This window comes from Dankookia sp. GCM10030260 (assembly GCF_042666655.1).
GTDB lineage: Bacteria > Pseudomonadota > Alphaproteobacteria > Acetobacterales > Acetobacteraceae > Paracraurococcus.
On the sequence record NZ_JBHTDE010000006.1, the window covers coordinates 217,959 to 239,822 of the forward strand.

The 21,864-nt window shown below is 71.2% G+C and carries 20 protein-coding genes; 8 read left to right on the forward strand and 12 right to left on the reverse strand.

Annotation, left to right across the window (positions count from 1 at the left end; genetic code table 11):
• The first annotated feature begins 82 nt into the window (after window positions 1-82).
• Together ACFQS7_RS20080 and ACFQS7_RS20085 are read left to right on the forward strand one after the other, a co-directional pair.
• Window positions 83-1,426 carry a leucyl aminopeptidase family protein gene (locus ACFQS7_RS20080; protein WP_380068907.1) on the forward strand — a complete coding sequence of 448 codons (1,344 nt, stop codon included), beginning with the start codon at window positions 83-85 and terminating at the stop codon, window positions 1,424-1,426.
• Between the two features lie 162 nt (window positions 1,427-1,588).
• Window positions 1,589-1,999 carry a MarR family transcriptional regulator gene (locus ACFQS7_RS20085; protein WP_380068908.1) on the forward strand — a complete coding sequence of 137 codons (411 nt, stop codon included), beginning with the start codon at window positions 1,589-1,591 and terminating at the stop codon, window positions 1,997-1,999.
• 112 nt (window positions 2,000-2,111) lie between these two features.
• On the opposite strand, the gene ACFQS7_RS20090 is transcribed toward ACFQS7_RS20085, so the two are convergent.
• The 7 genes from ACFQS7_RS20090 to hisN all read right to left on the reverse strand — a co-directional run bounded on the left by ACFQS7_RS20090 (window position 2,112) and on the right by hisN (window position 10,135).
• Window positions 2,112-3,056 carry a 2-hydroxyacid dehydrogenase gene (locus ACFQS7_RS20090; RefSeq protein ID WP_380068909.1) on the reverse strand — a complete coding sequence of 315 codons (945 nt, stop codon included), beginning with the start codon at window positions 3,054-3,056 and terminating at the stop codon, window positions 2,112-2,114.
• On the reverse strand, window positions 3,056-3,514 hold the full coding sequence (locus ACFQS7_RS20095) for a hypothetical protein (protein WP_380068910.1): 459 nt from the start codon (window positions 3,512-3,514) through the stop codon (window positions 3,056-3,058). The genes ACFQS7_RS20090 and ACFQS7_RS20095 overlap by 1 nt, the downstream gene beginning before the upstream one ends.
• A complete protein-coding gene (locus tag ACFQS7_RS20100) occupies window positions 3,511-5,139 on the reverse strand; it encodes an ABC transporter ATP-binding protein (protein ID WP_380068911.1) in 1,629 nt (542 codons plus the stop codon). The genes ACFQS7_RS20095 and ACFQS7_RS20100 overlap by 4 nt, the downstream gene beginning before the upstream one ends.
• Before the next feature lie 148 nt (window positions 5,140-5,287).
• Window positions 5,288-6,319: an ABC transporter permease gene (locus ACFQS7_RS20105; RefSeq protein ID WP_380068912.1), complete on the reverse strand. Its 1,032-nt coding sequence runs from the start codon at window positions 6,317-6,319 to the stop codon at window positions 5,288-5,290.
• Complete coding sequence (locus ACFQS7_RS20110; RefSeq protein WP_380068913.1) at window positions 6,316-7,422, reverse strand: microcin C ABC transporter permease YejB; 1,107 nt, start codon at window positions 7,420-7,422, stop codon at window positions 6,316-6,318. Before ACFQS7_RS20110 ends, ACFQS7_RS20105 begins: the two co-directional genes overlap by 4 nt.
• A 4-nt stretch (window positions 7,423-7,426) precedes the next feature.
• Window positions 7,427-9,313, reverse strand: a complete 1,887-nt coding sequence (locus tag ACFQS7_RS20115; RefSeq protein ID WP_380068914.1) for an extracellular solute-binding protein — start codon at window positions 9,311-9,313, stop codon at window positions 7,427-7,429.
• A gap of 48 nt (window positions 9,314-9,361) precedes the next feature.
• Complete coding sequence (gene hisN / locus ACFQS7_RS20120) at window positions 9,362-10,135, reverse strand: histidinol-phosphatase (protein WP_380068915.1); 774 nt, start codon at window positions 10,133-10,135, stop codon at window positions 9,362-9,364.
• Window positions 10,136-10,209: 74 nt separating this feature from the next.
• Between hisN and ACFQS7_RS20125 the strand changes: the two genes are divergently transcribed.
• Entirely contained in the window at window positions 10,210-11,052 is an 843-nt protein-coding gene (locus ACFQS7_RS20125; RefSeq protein WP_380068916.1) for a prephenate dehydratase, read from the forward strand.
• Between the two features lie 186 nt (window positions 11,053-11,238).
• Window positions 11,239-12,729, forward strand: a complete 1,491-nt coding sequence (locus ACFQS7_RS20130) for a SulP family inorganic anion transporter (protein WP_380068917.1) — start codon at window positions 11,239-11,241, stop codon at window positions 12,727-12,729.
• Window positions 12,730-12,876: 147 nt separating this feature from the next.
• Here the strand turns inward: ACFQS7_RS20130 and ACFQS7_RS20135 are convergent, their stop codons facing one another.
• The 3 genes from ACFQS7_RS20135 to ACFQS7_RS20145 form a co-directional block, all read right to left on the reverse strand.
• Window positions 12,877-13,290 carry a DUF2237 family protein gene (locus ACFQS7_RS20135; RefSeq protein ID WP_380068918.1) on the reverse strand — a complete coding sequence of 138 codons (414 nt, stop codon included), beginning with the start codon at window positions 13,288-13,290 and terminating at the stop codon, window positions 12,877-12,879.
• On the reverse strand, window positions 13,290-14,885 hold the full coding sequence (locus tag ACFQS7_RS20140) for a phosphoenolpyruvate carboxykinase (protein ID WP_380068919.1): 1,596 nt from the start codon (window positions 14,883-14,885) through the stop codon (window positions 13,290-13,292). Before ACFQS7_RS20140 ends, ACFQS7_RS20135 begins: the two co-directional genes overlap by 1 nt.
• A 147-nt stretch (window positions 14,886-15,032) precedes the next feature.
• Complete coding sequence (locus ACFQS7_RS20145) at window positions 15,033-15,758, reverse strand: HugZ family protein (RefSeq protein WP_380068920.1); 726 nt, start codon at window positions 15,756-15,758, stop codon at window positions 15,033-15,035.
• A gap of 95 nt (window positions 15,759-15,853) precedes the next feature.
• Between ACFQS7_RS20145 and ACFQS7_RS20150 the strand changes: the two genes are divergently transcribed.
• Window positions 15,854-16,555, forward strand: a complete 702-nt coding sequence (locus ACFQS7_RS20150) for a response regulator transcription factor (RefSeq protein WP_380068921.1) — start codon at window positions 15,854-15,856, stop codon at window positions 16,553-16,555.
• Window positions 16,556-16,594: 39 nt separating this feature from the next.
• On the opposite strand, the gene ACFQS7_RS20155 is transcribed toward ACFQS7_RS20150, so the two are convergent.
• Window positions 16,595-16,780, reverse strand: a complete 186-nt coding sequence (locus tag ACFQS7_RS20155; RefSeq protein ID WP_380068922.1) for a hypothetical protein — start codon at window positions 16,778-16,780, stop codon at window positions 16,595-16,597.
• Window positions 16,781-17,354: 574 nt separating this feature from the next.
• On the opposite strand from ACFQS7_RS20155, the gene ACFQS7_RS20160 reads away from it, so the two are divergent.
• The 3 genes from ACFQS7_RS20160 (at window position 17,355) to ACFQS7_RS20170 (ending at window position 21,395) form a co-directional block, all read left to right on the forward strand.
• Window positions 17,355-19,022: a stimulus-sensing domain-containing protein gene (locus ACFQS7_RS20160; RefSeq protein WP_380068923.1), complete on the forward strand. Its 1,668-nt coding sequence runs from the start codon at window positions 17,355-17,357 to the stop codon at window positions 19,020-19,022.
• A gap of 252 nt (window positions 19,023-19,274) precedes the next feature.
• Window positions 19,275-20,207, forward strand: coding sequence for an NAD(P)-dependent oxidoreductase (locus tag ACFQS7_RS20165; protein ID WP_380068924.1), 933 nt, complete (start codon window positions 19,275-19,277; stop codon window positions 20,205-20,207).
• Between the two features lie 216 nt (window positions 20,208-20,423).
• Window positions 20,424-21,395, forward strand: a complete 972-nt coding sequence (locus tag ACFQS7_RS20170) for a Bug family tripartite tricarboxylate transporter substrate binding protein (RefSeq protein WP_380068925.1) — start codon at window positions 20,424-20,426, stop codon at window positions 21,393-21,395.
• A 9-nt stretch (window positions 21,396-21,404) separates the two neighbouring features.
• Here the strand turns inward: ACFQS7_RS20170 and ACFQS7_RS20175 are convergent, their stop codons facing one another.
• Window positions 21,405-21,863 carry a DUF3237 domain-containing protein gene (locus ACFQS7_RS20175; protein WP_380068926.1) on the reverse strand — a complete coding sequence of 153 codons (459 nt, stop codon included), beginning with the start codon at window positions 21,861-21,863 and terminating at the stop codon, window positions 21,405-21,407.
• Window position 21,864: the final 1 nt, after the last annotated feature.

Genomic DNA, 21,864 nt, shown 5'->3' on the forward strand with positions numbered 1-21,864 from the left:
CTGCTGCGGCGATGCTCAGGCGCCGCACGCGCCGGGATATTGTATGCCGCTCGATGGACTAGCCCCGCCGGATAGCGTTGCCTTGCCGCTCCACTGCGTCGCGCCCGGTGGGCTGGCGGCGCTGCGCGACCGGCTGGCGCCGGAGGCGGCCGGGTTCCTCGAAGCCTCGGGCTTCGAGGCGCGGCCGCAGGAGGTCCGCCTGCTGCCCGGCGGCGGCGGCGTCGCCGGTGCGGTGCTCGGCCTGGGCGAGGCCGAACCGACCGTCTGGTCCTTCGGCGGCCTGGCGAATGCCCTGCCGGCCGGCAGTACTTGGCGCTTGGCAGATCCGGCGCATGGCGCGGATGCCGTGCTCGGCTGGGCCCTGGGCGCCTACCGCTACGGCCGCTTCAAGCCGGCCGGCCGGGCGCCGGCGCGGCTGGTGCCGCCGCCGGGGACCGAGCGGGCACAGCACACCGCCGCGGCCATACTGCGGGTGCGCGATCTGGTGAACACCCCGCCGAACCTGCTGGGCCCGGCCGAGCTTGCCTGGGCGGCGCAGGATCTGGCAGCGCGGCATGGCGGCCGCTGCACGATCGTCGAGGGCGCGGCGCTGGAGGAAGGCTTTCCGGCGCTGGCCGCGGTCGGCCAGGCCAGTCCGCGGACGCCGCGCGTCGCCATCCTGGAATGGGGCCGGCCGGAGGCGCCCCTGGTCGCGCTCTGCGGCAAGGGGGTCTGCTTCGACTCGGGCGGGCTCGACCTCAAGCCCGCGGCGGGCATGCTGCGGATGAAGAAGGACATGGGCGGCGCGGCGCTGGTGCTGGGCGTGGCCGAGCTGGTCATGCGGCTCGGCCTGCCGGTGCGGCTGCTGGTGCTGGTCGGCGCGGTGGAGAATGCGGTGGCCGGCAATGCCTTCCGGCCGCTCGATGTGCTGCGTACCCGGGCCGGGCTGACGGTCGAGATCGGCAACACCGATGCCGAGGGCCGGCTCGTGCTGGCCGACCTGCTGGCCTTCGCGGCGGAGCGGGAGCCGGAGCTGCTGGTCGACTGCGCCACTTTGACCGGGGCGGCGCGGGTGGCGCTCGGCCCCGACCTGCCGGCGCTCATGACGCCGGACGATGCGCTGGCGGCGGTCCTGTCCGCCGCCGGTGACCTTGCTGCCGACCCGGTCTGGCGGCTGCCGTTACATGGCGGCTACGATTCCTGGCTCGACAGCGCTGTTGCTGATCTGAACAACGTCTCGTCGCGTCCTATGGCGGGCGCGATCATCGGCGGCTTGTTCTTGCGTCGTTTCGTCCCGGGAGCTATGCGTTGGGCCCATCTCGACGTCTACGCCTGGAACGACAACAACCGGCCAGGACGGCCGGAAGGCGGAGAAGCACAGGCGCTACGCGCGCTGGTGGGCGCCATCGAGACTCTGTTCGGAGGCATACCGGGGCCGGGCCGGTAACGAAAACGAGATGCCGTGGAAACTTTTCGGGTCGGACGGCTCTCACAACAGCAGGATGCGTTACCCGTCTGTAGTGCCTGCAAACTGATTGTGCCGACCCGGGAGCATGGGCCTTGGGCCGGTCAGCATAGAATGCCCATAACGGGCGAGGGGATTGAAGCTATGGCGGTACAAAGCAACCCCGACCAACTGGTCGGTATCCTGAGGGATACGGTCGTCGCGCTGGTGCGGCGGGATGGTCCGGATCTGTCGGCGCGCCAGCTCGGCGTGTTCCTGACGGTTTACCTGACCGACGGCCCGCATACCGTGCGCGGCCTGGCGGCGGAACTGAACGTCTCCAAGCCGGCCATCACCCGGGCGCTTGACCGCCTTGGCGAACTGGATCTGGCGCGGCGCAAGGTGGATCCGATGGACCGCCGCAGCGTGATCGTGCAGCGGACCCTGAAGGGTACCGCCTTCCTGCGCGACATGCGGCAGATCATGTCCGAGGCCGAGACGCATCTGCACGCGTCGTCGGGCGACGCCCCGGCCGCGAATACCGACCAGGGCCGCGAAACGCGCCGCGCCGGCTGATGTGGGCCACCCACCCAATTTCTGGGTGGGTGGGTGCTGCGCAGGCCGCGGTACGGATGGGTCCACCGCAAGGGGGTGGTCCTGCCCGGTACTCGTTACTTGCGTGCGGGTCTCAGTAGCCAAGTGTGAAATCGACCAGGTTGAGCGCCGGCTGTCCGTTGCGGGCACGCCGGATGTTCTCCACCACCTGCGGCGCCGCCGACTGCGGAATGGTAATGCTGGCGGCATGCGGCGTCATGATCACCCGTGGATGCGCCCAGAAGGGGTGGTCGGCCGGCAGCGGCTCGGGCTCGAAGACGTCGAGCGCGGCGGCGGCGACTTGGCCGCTGTCGAGCGCCGCCAGCAGGTCCGGCTGCACCACATGTCCGCCGCGGGCGCCGTTCACCAGGAAGGCGCCGCGCGGCAGCAGCCCCAACGTCCGCGCGTTCAGCACGCCGCGCGTATCCGGCGTCAGCGGCAGCAGGCAGACCAGGATGTCGGCCTGCGGCAGCATCGCCGCCAGCCCGTCCGGCCCGTGGAAGGCCTGCAGGCCGGGCAGGTCCTTCGGCCCGCGTGACCAGCCCATGACCGGGAAGCCAAGCGCCATCAACGCCCTCGCCGAGGCCGCGCCGATCTCGCCGATGCCGAGGATGCCGATGCGGCGGCCGGCGGTGTCGGGGGCGGGGAGCTCGTCCCAGATCCGCGCCGCCTGCTGGGCGCGGTAGTCCAGGTCCTGGCGGTGGAAGCGCAGCACGTTCAGCAGGACCCATTCGGTCATGCCCGTGGTCAGCCGCGCATCCTTCAGCCGCGCCACCGGCACGCCGGGCGGCGGCCCGGGCGGGCGCATCAGGTGGTCCACGCCGGCGCCCATGGAACAGATGAGCTTCAGGTTCGGGTAGGCCCGCAGCGCCGCCAGGTCCTGCGCGCCCCACATCACCACCACGTCGATCTCCGCCGGGTCGGGGGCTTCGTCCCGGCCGCGGATGTCGAGCCCCGGATCGACGGCGAGCAGCGCCTGCCGCCAGGCCTCGACCGTGCTTGCCGCGGCGCTCTTGTTGGTCGCCAGCAGAATGGCCATCACTGCTCCTGCATCATCTGCCCGCTGGGCAGGGTTTCCAGCCCGTCGGGCAGGTCGCGCACCCAGGCGCGCCAGTCCTGCCGGCGGGTCGCCGCGCGTTCGCTGCCGTCCGGCAGCTTGGCATAGAGGCTGAGCACACCCTGCGACCACCAGAAGTCGAACTGCTTCTCGCTGGCCAGCACCATGGCCGCGGTCCGGTCGAAGACGCCGTCCTTCACCTGCGGCAGGTGCCGCATCAGCCACCAGGCGCAGCCGGCCGCGAGGATCGCGGCGCCAAGGTAGAAGTGGACCAGCATGGTGGCGGCGAAGGAGGCGACCAGGATCAGCCCGGGCGGCACCACGTTCTCCAGCGACCGGTAGACCGGGGTGCCCGGGCTGTTCATCTTGCGGATATGGATGCCGAGCTTGGCCTTGTCGGCATCCAGCAGCTCGCGCAGGCGGTCCAACTCGGTCGTCACGTGCGGTGGGTCCCCTCCACGGCGCGCAGGTCAGTCGTGCGGAGAGCACGCAAATCGAATGCCGCGGCCATCAGGGCGCGGGTATAGGGCTGGGCCGGCGCGGCGGTAAGCCTCTCGGCCTCGCCTTCCTCCACCACCACCCCGTCCTTGAGCACGATGATGCGGTGGGCCAGGGCGCGCACCACCCGCAGGTCGTGGCTGATGAACAGGTAGGCCAGGCGGTGCCGCGCCTGCAGGTCGCGCAGCAGGTCCACCACCTGGGCCTGGACCGAGACATCGAGCGCGCTGGTCGGTTCGTCCAGCACCACCAGGCGGGGCTTCAGGACCAGGGCGCGGGCGATGGCAATGCGCTGGCGCTGGCCGCCGCTGAACTCGTGCGGGTAGCGGCCGGCGGCGGCGGGGTCGAGCCCCACCTCCTCCAGCGCCTGGGCCACGGCCGTGTCGCGGGCGGCGCGGGTCAGGCCGGGCTCGTGCACCTCCAGCCCCTCGCCGACGATCTCCCCCGCCGTGAGCCGCGGCGAGAGCGAGCCGTAGGGGTCCTGGAAGACGATCTGCATGCGCCGGCGCAGCGGCCGCAGCGCGGCGCGGGACAGCGGCTGGATGTCGCGGCCTTCGAAGCGGATGGTGCCCTGGCTGTCCTCCAGCCGCAGCAGGGCGAGGCCGAGGGTGGTCTTGCCGCTGCCGGACTCGCCGACCAGGCCGAGGGTCTCGCCCTCGCGGATGGCCAGGCTGACGCCGTCCACCGCCTTCACGAAACCCACCGTGCGGCGGAGCAGGCCGCGGCGGATCGGGAAATGCACCTTGATGCGGTCGCCATCGAGGATCTGCCCGGCCCCCGCCGGCACCGGGGCGGGGCGGCCGCGCGGCTCGGTGGCCAGCAGCATGCGGGTATAGGGATGCTGCGGGTCGGCGAAGACCGAATCGGTCGCGCCCTGCTCCACCGCCTCGCCGTCCTTCATCACCACCACGCGGTCGGCATGGCGGCGGACGATCTGCAGGTCGTGGGTGATCAGCAGCATCGCCATGCCCAGGCGGCGCTTGAGGTCCCGCAGCAATTCCAGGATCTGCGCCTGGATGGTGACGTCGAGCGCGGTCGTCGGCTCGTCGGCGATCAGCAGCCTGGGGTCGTTGGCGAGCGCGGCGGCGATCATCACCCGCTGGCGCTGGCCGCCGGAGAGCTGGTGCGGGTAGGCGTTCAGCCGTTCCTCGGCATTGGGCAGGCCGGCCTGGTGCAGCAGGTGCAGCACGCGGTCGCGCAGCGCCCCGCCCGAGAGCGGCTGGTGCAGGGTGATCGCCTCCCCCACCTGGCGGGCGATGGTGTGCAGCGGGTTGAGCGAGGTCATCGGCTCCTGGAAGACGATGCCCGCGGTGCCGCCGCGAAGCCGGTGCAGCGCGGTTTCGTCGGCGGCGAGGACATCGGTGCCGTCGAGGGTGATGCGGCCGGTGGGGTTGCGGCCGGCGGGGGGCAGCAGGCGGAGGGCGGAGAGGGCGGTGACGGACTTGCCGCTGCCGGATTCGCCGACCAGCGCCACGGTCTCGCCCGGGTCGACATGGAAGGAGACGCCGCGCACGACGGTGCGGGCGCCAAAGGCGATCGAGAGGTCCTCGACGCGGAGCAGGGTCATGGCGAGGAAAAGGCTGGGGAGAAAGTATTCTCCCCAGACCCCTCATCTATTTTTGTGGGTTGGTATTCGCCGCGCGGCGGGTGCCGACTCCCAGAAATAGATGAGGGGGTTCGGGGGAGAATACCGTCTCCCCCGATCTTCCTTCCCGTCATCGCCCACCCCCCGGCAGCTTCCGTGGATCGAAGGCGTCCCGCACCGCCTCGCCGACGAAGATCAGCAAGGTCAGCACGCCCCCCAGCACCACGAAGCCGGTGAAGGCCAGCCAGGGCGCCTGCAAATTGTTCTTGCCCTGGCCCAGCAATTCCCCGAGCGAGGGCGATCCCGGCGGCAGGCCGAAGCCGAGGAAGTCGAGCGAGGCGAGCACGGTGACCGACCCCGACAGGATGAAGGGCAGGAAGGTCAGCGTCGCCACCATGGCGTTGGGCAGGATATGGCGCAGCATCAGCCGGGTGTCGGAGACGCCGAGCGCGCGGGCGGCGCGGACGTAGTCCAGGTTGCGGCCGCGCAGGAATTCGGCCCGCACCACGCCGGTAAGCCCCATCCAGGAGAACAGCAGCAGGAAGAGCAGCAGGGTCCAGAAGCCCGGCTCGATGATCGAGGCCAGGATGATCAGCATGAAGAGCTGCGGCATGCCCGACCAGACCTCGATGAAGCGCTGGAACAGCAGGTCGGTCAGTCCGCCGTAGAAGCCCTGCACCGCGCCGGCGGCGACGCCGATGACCGAGGCGACGATGGTCAGGGTGAAGCCGAACAGCACCGAGATGCGGAAGCCGTAGATGACGCGGGCCATGACGTCGCGCGCCTGGTCGTCGGTGCCGAGCCAGTTCTGCGCGGTGGGCGGGGAGGGCGCCGGCTGCGGCAGGCCGAGCACCACGGTGTTGTAGGCGTAGGGGATGGCGGGCCAGAGGATCCAGCCGCGCGCGGCGATCTCCCGCACCAGTTCGGGGTCGTGCCAGTTCGCCTCGGTCGGCAGGCCGTCGGGGATGATCTCCTCCTCGGCATAGTCGGCCAGGACCGGGACGAACCACTTGCCGTCCAGCCTGGCGACCAGGGGGCGGTCGTTGGCGATGAACTCGGCGAAGAGGGTGACGAGGAAGAGCGCGGCGAAGATCCACAGCGACCACCAGCCGCGCTTGTTGGCGCGGAAATTCGCCAGGCGGCGCTGGGTCAGCGGTGTCACCGGCGCGCCTCGAAGTCGATGCGCGGGTCGACCAGCGTATAGGCGAAGTCGCCGACGATCTGCATCACCAGCCCGAGCAGGGTGAAGATATAGAGCGTGCCGAACATCACCGGGTAGTCGCGCCGGATCGCCGATTCGAAGCCGAGCAGCCCGAGCCCGTCGAGCGAGAAGATGATCTCCACCAGCAACGCCCCGGTGAAGAGGATGCCGATGAAGGCGGCGGGGAAGCCGGCGATGATCAGCAGCATGGCGTTGCGGAAGACGTGGCCGTACAGCACGCGGGTCTCGCCGGCGCCCTTGGCGCGGGCGGTGACCGTGTACTGCTTGTTGATCTCCTCAAGGAAGGAGTTCTTGGTCAGCATGGTCAGCCCGGCGAAGCCGCCGATCACCAGCGCGATGGTCGGCAGCACCATGTGCCAGGCATAGTCGAGCGCCCGCGCGGCGAAGGGCGCCCCCTCCATCCCTGGCGACAGCAGGCCGCGCAGCGGGAACCACTGCAGGAAGCTGCCGCCCGCGAACAGCACCACCAGCATGATGGCGAAGAGGAAGCCGGGGATCGCATAGCCCACCAGCACCACCGCCGAGGTCCAAAGATCGAAGCGCGAGCCGTCCCGCACCGCCTTGCGGATGCCTAAAGGTATCGAGACCAGGTAGATGATCAGCGTCGACCACAGGCCGAGCGAGATGGAGACCGGCATCTTCTCGAGGATCAGGTCGACCACCGGCTTGTCGCGGAACAGGCTGCGGCCGAGGTCGAGGCGCGCGTAGCCGGCCAGCATGGTCCACAGCCGGTCCTGCCAGGGCTTGTCGAAGCCGAAGGCCCGCTCGATCTCCGCCACCACCGCCGGGTCGAGGCCGCGGGCGCCGCGGTAGCGGCTGCCCTCGCCGCTGCCGGCATTGTCGCGCCGGTCCTGCGGCCGGGTCTCGCCCTGGCTCTCGCCCGAAAGGCGCCCCAGCGTGCTGCCGGCATTGCCCTTGATCTCGGCGAGCATCTGCTCGACCGGGCCGCCGGGGGCGAACTGCACCACGGCGAAATTGATCAGGATGATGCCGAGCAGGGTCGGCACCACCAGGGCCAGGCGACGGAGGAGATAGGCCCCCATCCGGCTATCGCGGCGCCTGCTGGACGTCCCGCCGGCCTTGCTCGACCGCGCCGACCCGGTCGGGCTCGATCCACCAGGTGTCGAGCGCCAGGTTGTAGCGCGGGTTGCGCGCCGGCCGGCCGAGCTTGTCCCAATAGGCCACGCGGAAGGTCCGGCTGTGCCATTGCGGGATCATGTAGTCGTGCCACAGCAGCACGCGGTCCAGCGCGCGGGTGCGGGCGATCAGTTCGGTGCGGTCGGGGGCGGCGATCAGCAGCTCGACCAGCTCGTCGATCGCCGGGTCGCAGATGCCGGACAGGTTCTGGCTGCCCGGCTTCTGCGCCTCGGCGCAGGTCCAGAAGTCGCGCTGCTCGTTGCCTGGGGACAATGACTGGCCGGCGCCGCCAACCGTCATGTCGAAGTCGAAGGCGTCGGTGCGGACCTCGTACTGCGCCGGGTCGATGGTCCGCACGCGCGGCTCCATCCCCAGGCGCTGCAGGACCTGGACATAGGGCAGGGCGACGCGTTCGAAGCTCGGCCCGTTCAGCAGGATCTCGAAGGCGAAGGGCTCGCCCTTCGCATTGACCAGCTTGCGGTCCTTCACCACCCAGCCGGCCTGGCGCAGCAGGTCGAGCGCGCGGCGCAGGCCGTCCCGGTTGTTGCCGGAGCCGTCGGTGACCGGCAGCGTGTATGCCTCGGTGAAGGCGCGGTCGGGGATGCGGCCGCGGAACTTCTCCAGGATCTCCAGCTCCCGCCCCTGCGGCAGGCCGCTCGACGCCAGCTCGGAGTTGGAGAAGTAGGACGTCGTCCGCGTGTAGCTGCCGTAGAACAGGTTGGCGTTCATCCACTCGAAGTCGAAGACCTCGATCAGGGCACGGCGGACCCTCGCGTCCTGGAACAGCGGGCGGCGCAGGTTGACTGCGAAGGCCTGCATGCCGGTCGGGCGTTCGTGGCGGATCTCGTCGCGCTTCACCAGGCCCTTCCGCACCGCCGGGAAGTCGTAGGCGGTAGCCCATTCCTTGGCGATGTTCTCGGTGCGGAAATCGATCTGCCCGGCCTTGAAGGCTTCCAGCGCCACCGTCGAGTCGCGGAAGTACTCGTAGCGGATGGTGCCGAAATTCGCCGTGCCCTTCATCGTGGGCAGGTCGCGGCCCCAGTAGTCCTCCACCCGGCGGTAGACCAGGCTGCGGCCCGACTCGAAGCGTTCCAGCCGGTAGGGGCCGGAGCCGAGCGGGATCTCCTGCAGCGGCTTGCTGAAGTCGCGGCCTTCCCACCAGTGCCTGGGCAGCACGGTGAGCTGGCCGAGGATCAGCGCCAGCTCGCGGTTCTCGTTGTTCTTGAAGCGGAACACCACGCGGCGGGGGCCTTCCGCCACCACCTCCGCCACGTCGGCATAGTAGGACCGGTAGTTGGGCCGGCCCTGGGTCCGCAGCGTCTCGAAGGTCCAGACCACATCCTCGGCGGTCACCGGGCGGCCATCGTGCCACTTCGCCGCCGGGTTCAGCTCGAAGCCCACCCAGCGCTGGTCGGCCGGCAGGTCGATCCGCTGCGCCAGATGGGCATATTCGGTGCTCGGCTCGTCGTCGCTGTCGCGCAGCAGGGTGTCCCAGATCCGGCCGATGCCGATGGCCGGCGTGCCGCGCAGGATGAAGGGGTTGAAGCTGTCGAAGCTGCCGAGCCCGCCGAGCACCAACTCGCCGCCCTTCGGCGCGTCGGGATTCACCCAGGGCCAATGGGCGAAGCCGGCCGGCAAGGCGGGCTCCCCCAACAGGGAGAGCGCATGGGTGCGGGTGATCCCGTCCGGCCCGGGGCTGCCGGCCGGGGTGGCGGCGCGGGCGCCCCGGCCGCGGAGGAGCGCGGGAAGGGCGAGGCCAAGGGTCGGCCCGATGGCCAGCAGGTCGCGGCGGTTCATCCCCGCAGGATGGGGGTTCGGACCGGCGGCGACAACCTTTGCCGCCGCTCAGCCGCCGAGCAGCGCCACGGCCTCGGCCAGCATCGCCGCGTCGCCCACCGCCAGCACCCGGCCGTCGCTTGCCAGCGTCAGCGGCTTGCCGTCCCAGCCGGTCACCCGCCCGCCGGCGCCTTCCACCACCGGGACGATCGCCGCCCAGTCCCAGGGCTTCATCGTCGCCTCGCAGACCACGTCCACCAGGCCGAGCGCCAGCAGGCCATAGGCATAGCAGTCGCCGCCCCAGGTGACGCGGCGGGCGGCGCTGCGAAGGCGTTCGAAGCCCGGGCGGTCGGCCGGTTCGAACATGTCGGGGCTGGTGCAGGAGAGTTCGGCATCGCCGAGGGTGGGGCAGGGGCGGCAGCGCGGGGTGCCGCCGAGCGGTGCGCGGAAGCGGGTCGGCTGGCCGTCCAGGCCCAGCCAGCGCTCGCCGGTCACCGGCTGGTCGATCATCCCCAGCACCGGGCGGCCGCGGTGGAGCAGGCCGATCAGCGTGCCGAACAGCGGGCGGCCGGTGACGAAGGCCCGCGTCCCGTCGATCGGGTCGAGCACCCAGAGATAGTCCGCATCGGCCCGCTCCGGGCCGTACTCCTCCCCCCAGATGCCGTGGCCGGGGAAGCGGGCCGCCAGCAGCGCGCGGATGGCGAGCTCGGCCTCCCGGTCGGCCTCGGTCACCGGGCTGGCGTCACCCTTCGAATCGACCAGGAGCTGGGAGCGGAAAAGCGGGCGGATGATGGCGCCGGCGGCCTCGGCCGCGGCCTCGGCGGCCTCGATGAATTCCTGCACGCCCGGGCTCCTGGTTTGCGCCGCACCGGGTGGTTGGTTAGACACCGCGCTCATTCCTGTCCACGGCGGCCCGCATGTCGAACCTCATCGCCTTCCAGGGCCTGCCCGGGGCCTATTCCGATCTCGCCTGCCGCGCCGCCTATCCCGGCTGGGACACGCTGCCCTGCCCCTCCTTCGAGGCGGCGATGGACGCGGTCCGCGCCGGGGAGGCGAAGCTCGCCATGCTGCCCTGCGAGAACTCGCTGGCCGGACGGGTGCCCGACATCCACCGCCTGCTGCCCGACAGCGGCCTGTCCGTCATCGGCGAGCATTTCGAGCGGGTCGAGCACTGCCTGCTGGCGCCGAAGGGTGCCACGCTGTCCACCCTGAAACGTGCCCATAGCCATCCGGTGGCGCTCGGCCAGGTGCGGCTGATCCTGAAGGAGTTGGGGCTGCAGGCGGTGATCGAGGCCGACACCGCCGGCGCCGCGCAGATCATCGCCGAGCGCGGCGGCATCGAGGACGCGGCCATCGCCAGCGCGCTGGCGGCCGAGACCTACGGGCTCGAGATCCTGCGGCGGAACGTCGAGGACGCGGCGCACAACACCACGCGCTTCTACATTTGCTCGCGGGAGAAGGCGGCGCCCTTCCGCGGCCCCTGCATCACCACCTTCGTCTTCCGGGTGAAGAACATCCCGGCGGCGCTGTACAAGGCGCTGGGCGGCTTCGCCACCAACGGGGTGAACATGACCAAGCTGGAAAGCTACATGCTGGACGGCGAATTCACCGCGACGCAGTTCCTGGCCGACGTGGACGGCCATCCGGACGATGCGAACGTGACGCGGGCGCTGGAGGAATTGGCGTTCTTCTCCCGCGAGGTGAAGGTGCTGGGGGCCTATCCGGCGCATGCCTATCGGCTGGCGCATCAGGGGCGGTAGACCCGCCCGCGCATCGCCGGTTGCGCCGCAGCATGGGATGCGGCAGGGTCGCGGCATGCCTTCTCACCCGATGCCGATCGCCGCAGGGACCGTGCCGCCTTAACCGCCGGCCCGCTGCCGATGCCGATCGCTCCCGCATGAACCGGTGGCCGCCGAAGGGCATGGCCGCCCGCTGAAGGCTGCCCCATGTCCCTGTCCAATCTGCGCGCCGAATGGTCGCCGAACATCACGCGCGACCTGCTGGCCGGCACCGTCGTCGCGCTCGCCCTGATCCCGGAGGCGATCGCCTTCTCGATCATCGCCGGGGTCGACCCCAAGGTCGGCCTCTATGCGTCGTTCTGCATCGCCGTCGTCACCGCCATCGCCGGCGGCCGGCCGGCGATGATCTCGGCCGCCACCGGGGCGACCGCGGTGGTGATGGTCTCCCTGGTGCGGGACCACGGCATCAACTACCTCTTTGCCGCGACCATCCTGACCGGGCTGCTGCAGCTGGTCGCCAGCGCGCTCCGGCTCGGCGACCTGATGCGCTTCGTCTCGCGCTCCGTCGTCACCGGCTTCGTCAACGCGCTGGCGATCCTGATCTTCATGGCGCAGCTGCCGGAGCTGTTCGGCCCCGGATGGCAGCCCATGGGCTGGCCGGTCTATGCCATGGTCGCGGTCGGGCTCGGCATCATCTACCTGTTGCCGCGGCTGACCACCGCGGTGCCCTCGCCGCTGGTCGCCATCGTCCTGCTGACCGTCTTCTCGATGGCCACGGGGATGGATTTCCACAAGGTCGGCGACATGGGCGCCCTGCCGAGCGAGCTGCCGTTCTTCGCCTGGCCGATGGTGCCGCTGAACCTGGATACGCTGCGGATCATCCTGCCCTACGCGCTGACGCTCGCCATGGTCGGGCTGCTGGAAAGCCTGATGACGGCGGCGATCATCGACGAGATGACCGACACCGATTCGAACAAGAACCGCGAATGCGCCGGGCAGGGGCTGGGCAACATCACCTCCGGCCTGTTCGGCGGCATGGCGGGCTGCGCGATGATCGGGCAGTCGGTGATCAACGTCTCCTCCGGCGGGCGCGGCCGGCTTTCCTGCCTGTGGGCCGGCGTCTTCCTGCTGTTCCTGATCGTGGTGCTCGGCCCCTGGGTGAAGCAGATCCCGATGCCGGCGCTGGTCGCCGTCATGGTCATGGTCTCGATCAACACCTTCCAGTGGCGCTCGCTGCGGACCCTGGTGACGCACCCGAGAAGCTCCAGCGTGGTGATGCTGGCGACCGTCGCGGTGGTGCTGGGGACGCATGACCTGGCGAAGGGCGTGCTGGTCGGCGTGGTCCTCAGCGGGCTGTTCTTCGCCCAGAAGATCTCCCGCTTCTTCGGCGTGGAGTCGGTGCTGGACGAGGCGACCGGCATCCGCACCTACCGGGTCACCGGGCAGCTCTTCTTCGCCACGGCCGAGGCCTTCCACGGCGCCTTCGACTTCCGCGAGGCGCCGCAGGGCGTGGTGATCGATGTCCATGCCGCGCATTTCTGGGACATCACGGGCATCAACGCGCTGGACCGGGTGGTGCTGAAATTCCGCCACCACGACGTGCCGGTGGAGATCATCGGGATGAACGAGGCGAGCCAGACCATGGTCGACCGGCTGGCGCAGCACGACAAGCCGGGGGCGGTGATGGCGGGGCACTGATGAAAAGGAAGGGTTGGGGAGGGAAAAATATTCCCTCCCCAACCCTTCCTTTCTGTGGGTCTGGCACCCGCCGCGCGGCAGGTGCCAGACTTGCAGAAATAGATAAGGGGTCCGGGGGGGAATACCTTCTCCCCGGCCTTGCTTTCTTCAGCTTTCGACCGCGTGCGCCTTCAGATCCTCGAGGCTGCACACTTCCAGCGCGGCGATGTGCGTCGCCTCCAGCAGCACCTTCGGCGCCATTCCGGCCGATCGGGCTTCTTCCCACCGCGCCGCGCAGAGGCACCAGCGGTCCCCGGGCTTCAACCCGGCGAAGCCGAATTCCGGCCGCGGCGTGGACAGGTCGTTGCCGCGCGCCTTGGAGAAGGCCAGGAACCCCTTGGTCATCTCGGCGCAGACCACATGCAGGCCGAGGTCGTCCCGCCCGGTATTGCAGCAGCCATCCCGGAAGAAGCCGGTCAGCGGCGCGACGGAACACGGCAGCAGCACCCCGCCCAGGACGTTGCTGGCCGGGGGTTGCCCCCCAGGCTCGCGCCGCCCCGGGCCGAGCCCGCCGTCGGGCATCAGGCGGCCGCCCGGATCGCCGCCGCCAGCACGTCCTCGCTCACGCCGCCCGAGAAGCCTTCGAAGTTCTTCTCAAAGCGTGAGACGAGGTCGGCCGCGGTGCGGTCGTAGGCGGCCTTGTCGGCCCAGGTGTTGCGCGGGTTCAGCACCTCGGACGGCACGCCCGGCAGCGCCTTCGGGATCTGCAGGCCGAAGAAGGGGTCGCACTCGAAATCCACCTTGGCCAGGCTGCCGTCGAGCGCCGCGCGCAGCAGGGCGCGGGTCACCTTGATCGACATCCGGCTGCCCGTGCCATAGGCGCCGCCCGACCAGCCGGTGTTGACCAGCCAGCAATCGGCGCCGTGCCGCTCGATCAGTTCGGACAGCAGCTTGCCGTAGACCTCCGGGTGGCGCGGCAGGAACGGCGCGCCGAAGCAGGTGCTGAACGTCGCCTGCGGCTCCTTGCCCAGGCCCTTCTCGGTGCCGGCGACGCGGGCGGTGTAGCCCGACAGGAAGTGGTACATCGCCTGGGCCGAGGACAGCTTGGCGATCGGCGGCAGCACGCCGAAGGCATCCGCCGTCAGCATCACCACGTTCTTCGGCAGCGCGGCGCGGCCGCCCGGCATGATGTTCGGGATGAACTCCAGCGGGTAGCAGGACCTTGTGTTCTCGGTCAGCGAGCCGTCGTTCAGGTCGAGGTTGCCGCGCGCATCGGCCACCACGTTCTCCAGCACCGCGCCGAAGCGATGGCTGGCGTCCCAGATCTGCGGCTCGGCCTCGCGCGACAGGCGGATGACCTTGGCGTAGCAGCCACCCTCGAAGTTGAAGACGCCGGTATCCGACCAGCCATGCTCGTCGTCGCCGATCAGGCTGCGCTCCGGGTCGCTGCTCAGCGTGGTCTTGCCGGTGCCGGACAGGCCGAAGAACAGCGCGGTGTCGCCGGCCGGGCCCTGGTTGGCGCTGCAATGCATCGGCAGCACGCCCTTGGCGGGCAGCAGCCAGTTCATCACGGTGAAGATCGATTTCTTGATCTCCCCGGCATAGCTGGTGCCGGCGATCAGGATCGTCTTCGCCGCGAAGGACAGCGCGATGCAGGTGTTGCTGCGGCAGCCGTCCTCGGCCGGGTTCGCTTCGTATTCCGGGGCGTGCAGGATGGTGAAGTCGGGGGTGAAGCCGGCGAGGTCCTCGACGGCTGGGCGGATGAACATGTTGCGGGCGAACAGCGCGTGCCAGGCATTGGTGGTGACCAGCCGCACCTTGATGCGGTGCGCCGGGTCGGCGCCGGCATAGAGGTCCTGGGTGAAGAGCACCGGACGCGCGCCGAGCCAGGCCTGGACCTTGGAGCGCAGGCCGCGGAATTTCTCCGGCGCCATGGGCTGGTTGATCTTGCCCCACCAGATCTCGTCATGGACTTCCGGGTCGTCGACGACGAACTTGTCCTGCACGGACCGGCCGGTATGCACCCCGGTGACCGCCATGAAGGCACCATCGGCGGAGAGCCGGCCCTCGCCGCGGCGGAGCGCATGGTCCACCAGGCCCGGGGCCGTCAGGTTGGCATGGACGGTGGACCCGGTGGTCACACCCGTGCCGGCGAGGGCGGTCTCGGGCAGGCTCATATGCGTTCCTCCAGGCGGGGTATCCCGGATCGCCCGCCATTCCTGGGGCGCCGGGTCAGACCCGCGGTGTCCATGCTGTCAGAGGCTAAATTACGGCGGTGGCTTACGAATGGCAATGCAACCGGCCGCGGGCTCTACAACCAAAAGTCATGCCAATCCTGCGCCTGCCTCACGGGAAGCGCGAATCAACTCGGCGCGGACCCCGGCCGGATCGGCCGCCGGAGCGTTAAAATTAAGCCGGAGCACCCGCTCCTCCAGCGCCAGGTCGGCGCCGTCCGGGTCCAGCGCCACCATCCGCCAGGCGCCGGGCGGGCCGCCGAGCCGGCGGGTGGCGATCGCCGCCACCGATTCCGCGTGGTCGGCATTCACGTGGTCGAGGATGCCGGCCGCCGCCGGCGCAAGGGCTGCGACCGCGGCCGGGTCGGGCAACAGGTCCGTCCCGCGCAGCCGCAGCGCCCGGGCGAAGCCGCCGACCAGCTGCGCCGCGGCCGGGGTGATCCGCCATAGCGCGAAATCGCCGAAATCGGCATAGAGCGCGGCATAGGGGTGCTTCGCCAGGAAGCGGGCCTTCAGCGCCGGGACCTCCGCCTCGGGCACCGGGGCGGCGAGGCCGGTCAGGGTCACCCGGGGGGCGGTCTGCGGATTGGCCTCGGCGGCGGTGCCCTGGAACAGCAGGGCGCAGCGCGGCTCGGCCCGCAACTGGCGGGTATGCTCGGACAGCGAGGACAGCAGCAGCAGGATGGTCAGGTCCGGGGCCGCCGCCGGGGTGACCAAACTCGCGAAGGGCTGGCCGGCGGCCTGGGTCGCCAGGGTCGCCGAGGCGGCGCCGCGGACCAGGATCCTTGCCTCGAAAGCCGGGTTGTCCGTCACCATCTCGCTCCCGTCCGGGTTGCGCCACAATCCCGCACCATATGGGGTGCCATCATCCCCGGATTGAATGCCGGGCCAGTCCCGGTGGAGAGCAACGCATGGCTGCCACGATCGCCCTGGTGGACGACGACCGCAACATCCTGACCAGCGTCTCCATGACGCTGGAACAGGAGGGCTTCGTCGTCCGCACCTACACCGATGGGGAAAGCGCGCTGCAGGGGCTGCTGGCCCGGCCGGCCGACCTGGCGGTGCTGGACATCAAGATGCCGCGGATGGACGGGATGGAGCTGCTGCAGCGGCTGCGCCAGCGCAGCGCCATGCCGGTGGTGTTCCTGACCAGCAAGGATGAGGAGGTGGACGAGCTGATGGGGCTCCGCCTCGGCGCCGACGACTACATCACCAAGCCCTTCAGCCAGCGCCTGCTGCTGGAACGCATCCGCGCCCTGCTGCGGCGGAACGAGGCGACTCGGGCCGAGGCCAATGGCCAGCCGGCCGGCGGCGTGATCGTCCGCGGCGACCTGGTGCTGGACGAGACCAAGCATACCTGCGTCTGGAAGGGCACCGACATCCAGCTCACGGTGACCGAATTCCTGCTGGTCAAGGCCTTGGCGCTGCGGCCCGGGATGGTGAAGAACCGCGACCAGCTGATCGACGCCGCCTATGGCGAGAACATCTATGTCGACGACCGCACCATCGATTCGCACGTGAAGCGGGTGCGCAAGAAATTCCGCCAGGTCGACAACGACTTCGCCCAGATCGAGACGCTGTATGGGATCGGCTACCGCTACAAGGAAAGCTGAGGCCGGCGCCGGGCCAGGGTCCGGCGACCGGGCCGCGCCTCAGCCGGCCGACAGCCCGGGCTGCGGCAAGGGCACCGCAAGCGCGGGATGCAGTTGCGGCATCATCTGCGCCCGCCACGCCGCCGCTACCGCGGCACGCGGCCGCGGCGTGAAGACCGGCCAGCCCGTCACCTTGCGCCGCGATTCCAGCCGCTCTGGATAGGTGCCACGCGGTTCGGCCCGCATGGCGGCGCACCCGCCAGGACGGCACGCCGCTGATCAGCAGCACCAGCATCGGCAGGCGACAGCCGCCACCAGGAGCAAGGACAGCGCAGGCTGCGACAGGCCCGGCCCCGGCATGCCCGCCAAGCGCGCTCGTCAGGCTTGGCCGCGGGCGGGTCCAGGCAACTCGGCGAGGGATGGGAAGCGCGACAGGCATGGCTAGGCCAACCGGCTCCCGCTCGAGGCGGCAAACTACCTGAGGTGTCATGAGATCGCCGGCGTTTCCAAACCGTGAGCCGCAAGCGAAACGCCCTGGCCTCCCGGCCAGGATCGGGGCGCGACCTGGCGCACGGCCGGTGACTGCCCGGGTGGCACAGCGCATGGGACGGACGGCGCTGCGGCTTCGAAGGCGGCGAATGGCTGCCCGGCGTTCCTGCCCCGGCGGCGGCAGCGGCGCGAACGGCCTGGGCGCGACAACCGTGCGTGCTGCGCCGCCGCCGCCTCCTCCGCGGCGCCGCTCCTTCGCCACCCCATCCATGCTACGAAGGGCCCGCCCGGCGCATGTTGCGTCAGCCCTCCGCGAAAGCGCCCCGTCCCCATGCCCGATATCGGCCTGCCGCAGATCCAGCCGGATATCGCCCGGCCGCCGCGGCGGCGCTGGGTCTCGCCCCTGCTGCGCCGCATCCTGCTGCTGAACATCCTGCCGCCGGCGCTGCTGGCGGCCGCCATGCTCTACCTCGACCAGTACCAGAACGGGTTGCTGGCGGCCGAGGTCGAGGCGATGCGGACCCAGGCCCGGATCTATGCCGGCGCCATCGCCGAAGCCGCGACCCGGCTGCAGGACGACCGCGCCGTGCTGGTGCCGGACGCCGCCCGGCCGCTGCTGCGCCGGCTGGTGGACCCCTCCCCGAATACCCAGGCGCGGCTGTTCGACAATACCGGCCTGGTGGTCGCCGACAGCCGGGTGCGGGAGGGCGCCGGCGGCGCGGTGGTGACCGAGCCGCTGGCCCCGCCCCAGCCGCGCGGCGCCTTCTCGCTCACCGTCTCCGGCCTCTATGACCGGGTGCTGTCGGTGGTGCCGCGCGGCAGCCGGCCGGATGTCGAGGTGGACGTCAACCCCGACGCGCCCTCCTTCGACTGGCAGCCCAACCTCGGCCCCGACCGGCGGGAGGAACTGCGCCTGGCGCTGGAAGGCGGCGTCACCCCCTATATCCGCCGCACCGCGGATGGCCGCCTGCTGGTGAGCGTGGCCGAGCCCGCCCGGCGCGGCAACCAGTCGGTCGGCATCGTGCTGCTGACGCGGGAGGCGCGCGAGGTCGACCAGCGGCTGTTCGAGATCAGGGCGAGCGTGCTCGGCATCTTCGGCGTGGCGCTGGCGCTGACGGTGGCGCTGTCCTTCTACCTGGCGCAGACGCTCGCCAACCCGATCATGCAATTGGCCGGCAGCGCCGCCGCCATGCGCCAGGGCGAGGGCCGCAGCGGCAGCGTGCCCCCCGCGCTGCTGGCGCGGGAGGACGAGATCGGCATCCTGGCGCGTGACCTGCAATCGGCGGCGCGCGCCCTCTGGGCCCGGATCGACACCAACGAGCGCTTCGCGGCGGATGTGGCGCACGAGCTGCGCAACCCGCTGACCAGCGTGCGCAGCGCGATCGAGACGCTGCGGCGTATCGAGAACCCCGAGCAGCGCAACCGCCTGCTGGCGATCATCGCCGAGGATGCGGTGCGCATGGACCGGCTGATCGCCGACATCTCGGACAGTTCGCGCGTCGATGCCGAGCTGTCGCGCACCGTGGCCGTGCCGGTCGACATCGCGCCGATCCTGTCGACGCTGGCCGAGCTGCACGCGGCGACGCGCAAGCCGGACGACCCGGCGGTGCTGCTGGAGGCGCCGGCCGAGGGGCTGGTGGTGCGCGGCGTCGAAGGCCGCGTGGTGCAGGTGCTGCGCAACCTGCTGGGCAACGCGCTGTCCTTCAGCCCGGCCGAGGGCCGCGTCACCGTCCGCGCCCGCCCGGCCGGGCCGATGGTCGAGGTGGTGGTGGAGGACCAGGGGCCCGGCATCCCCGAAGCCAAGCTCGAGGGCATCTTCGAGCGCTTCTATTCCGAACGTCCGAGCGGCGAGAGCTTCGGCCAGCATTCCGGGCTGGGCCTGTCGATCTGCCGGCAGATCGTCGAGGGCCTGCGCGGGCGCATCGCCGCCGAGAACCGCCGGGACGCGGCGGGGAAGGTGACCGGGGCGCGGTTCATCGTGACGCTGCCGGTCGCGTAGCGGCCGGCTTCGCGGCGCGTGGAACGGGGCGTGACGCTGCCGGTCGCGTAGCGGCCGGCTTCGCGGCGCGTGGAACGTGGCGTGACGCTGCCGGTCGCGGTGCGGCCGGCTGCGCAGCCTGTCCTGCACGAATCGGCGGCACATCTCAATGCAGGCCTGTGCCCCACGGCCTTCACCTGCCTATATGCAGTCCGGGACAGCACCGCCGGCGCCGCACGATCAGGCTGCCAGGAAACCGGGAACAGCCACGGCATGGGCCAGATCGTCATCGCGGAATTCATGGAGGAGGCCGCGGTCGAGAGCCTGCGCGCCGCCCACCACACCCTCTATCAGCCCCGCCTGTTCGAGGATCCACCGGCGCTGCACGCCGCCCTGGCGGGGGCCCGCGCCCTGATCGTCCGCAACCAGACGCGCGTGGACGCCGCCCTGCTGGCAGCGGCCCCGGACCTCAAGGTGCTCGGCCGGCTCGGGGTCGGGCTCTACAACATCGACCTGCCGGCCTGCCAGGCGCGGCGGATCGATGTCATCCCCGCCTCCGGCGCCAATGCCGATTCGGTCGCCGAATATGTCATCCTGGCGATCGGCACCCTGCTGCGCGGCGCCTTCGGCGCGACGGCGGAGGTCGCCGCCGGCGGCTGGCCGCGCGACCGGCTGATCGGCGGCCGGGAGATGGCGGGCAAGACCATCGGCATCGTCGGCTTCGGCGATATCGGCCGCCGCGTCGCCAGGCTGGCGGAGGCCTTCCGCATGCGCATCCTCGGCCACGACCCGCTGATCGCCGCCACCCACACCGACTGGACCGAGACGCGGACCGAGATGGTGGGGCTCGAGGAATTGCTGGCCCGGGCCGATGCGGTGACCCTGCACGTGCCACTGGGGCCGGAAACGCGGGGGCTGCTCTCGGCGCCGCAACTGGCGCTGATGAAGCCGGACGCGGTGCTGGTGAACGCCGCCCGCGGCGGGGTGGTGGACGAAGCGGCGCTGGCCGCGGCGCTGCGGGCGGGCCGGCTCGGCGGCGCCGCGCTGGATGTCTTCGAGACCGAGCCGGTGCCCGCCGGCTCGCCGCTGGCCGGGGTGCCCAACCTGCTGCTGACGCCGCATGTCGCCGGCGCCACGGTCGAGAGCAACGCCCGCGTCTCCTCCCTCATCGCGGCAAGGGTGCTGGTGGCGCTGGCGATGTGCTGAGAAGGCAAGGCCGGGGAGGGGGTTAGCTTCGCTCGAGACTCCCCGGTTTCCGGGCGTCCGACACCCGACGCGCGGCCGTGCCAGCGCACGGGAAGGAAGGGCGGGGCTCGGGGAGGGAACACTTTCCCCTCCGCTGCCTTGCCTGCCATCCACCTGCGTTGACCCCGCCGCGGCGCTTCGGTACGCCGCCCGCATGACACCCCGGGGGACGCAGCCATGACCACGCGCATGATCGGCCGCCGCGCCGCACTCGCCGCCGCCCTGCTGCCCCCCGTGGCGTGGGCCGCGCTGCCCGACCGGCCGCTGCGCCTGGTGCTGGGCTTCGCCGCCGGCAGCGGGCCGGACGTGCTGGCGCGGCTGGTCGCCGAGGCGCTGAAGGAGGCGCTGCCGGCCGGCGTGATCGTGGACAACCGGCCCGGCGCCGGCGGGCTGATCGCGGCGCAGGAGGTGGCGAGGGCGGCGCCGGCCGACGGGACCGCGCTGCTGCTGGGCGAGGTCGGTCAGCTGGCGATGGCACCGAGCACCTATGCCAGGCTGCCCTACGACCCGGCGCGCGACTTCGCCGCCGTGGCGCAACTGGCCGCCGCCGATTTCGGCTTGGTCGTCCCGGCCGCGCTGCCGGTGGAGGATTTCGCCGGCTACCTCGCCTGGGGCAAGGCGCAGCGGCAGCTCTCCATGGGCACCTTCGGCGCCGGGACCCCGGGGCATTTCGGGGCGGCGATGCTGGGCCAGGCCACCGGTCTGGCGGTGGAGCCGGTGCATTTCCGCTCGACCGGCGATGCCATGGGCGCGGTGCTGAACGGCACGGTGCAGGGCATGTTCGGCACCGTCGCGGTGGTGGCGCCGCATGTGAAGGCCGGCCGGCTGAAAGCGCTGGCGGTGACCGGCCCGGCGCGGTCCCCGGTGCTGCCTGCGGTGCCGACCATGGCCGAGCTCGGCCGCCCGGCCTTGGGCTTCAGCGCCTGGTTCGGCCTGGTGGCGCCGGCGGCGGCGCCCCCGCCGGTGCTGGCCGCGATCGAGGCGGCGGTGCTGGCCGCGCTCGCCACGCCCGCGCTGCTGGCGAGGCTGCAGGAGGCCGGGTTCCGCCCCGATGCCCGCGGCGCCGGCCCCTTCGGCGCGATGATGGCGGCGGAGCGGCTGCGCTGGGCCGAGGTGGTGCGGGCGACGGGGTTCAAGGCGATCGAGTAGGCCGCCCCCTCATGCCGCGAAGATCCGCACCAGCACGCTGGCCGGCTGCCGCTCCCCGAAGCCCACGAAAATGCTGCGGTGCAGCCACCCGTACCCCGCCGCCGCCGTCTCGAAGACCGGCGTGGTGCGGAAATAGACCCGCTCCGGCGGCACCGCCTCGCCCCGCAGCAACCGCGCCATGTCCTCCGGCGCCGCGTGCCGGATCCCGCGGTTCACCACATAGACCAGCACGCCGTCGTCCAGCCGCAGCGTGTAGCGGGCGACGATCTCGGTCACCCCGTCCGGCCGGATCAGCTGGAAGTCGGCACCGCCCGGCAGGATCTCCCCCGCCAGCCGCGGCCCGCTCACGCGCCCGCCGAGGATCGGCACGATCCGCCGCTCCCCGAGCGGCCCGGCGCCCACCACCTGCGGCGGCGCCACCGCCACCTCGACCTGTCCGATGAACGCCAGCGCTGGCCCCGTTGTCATC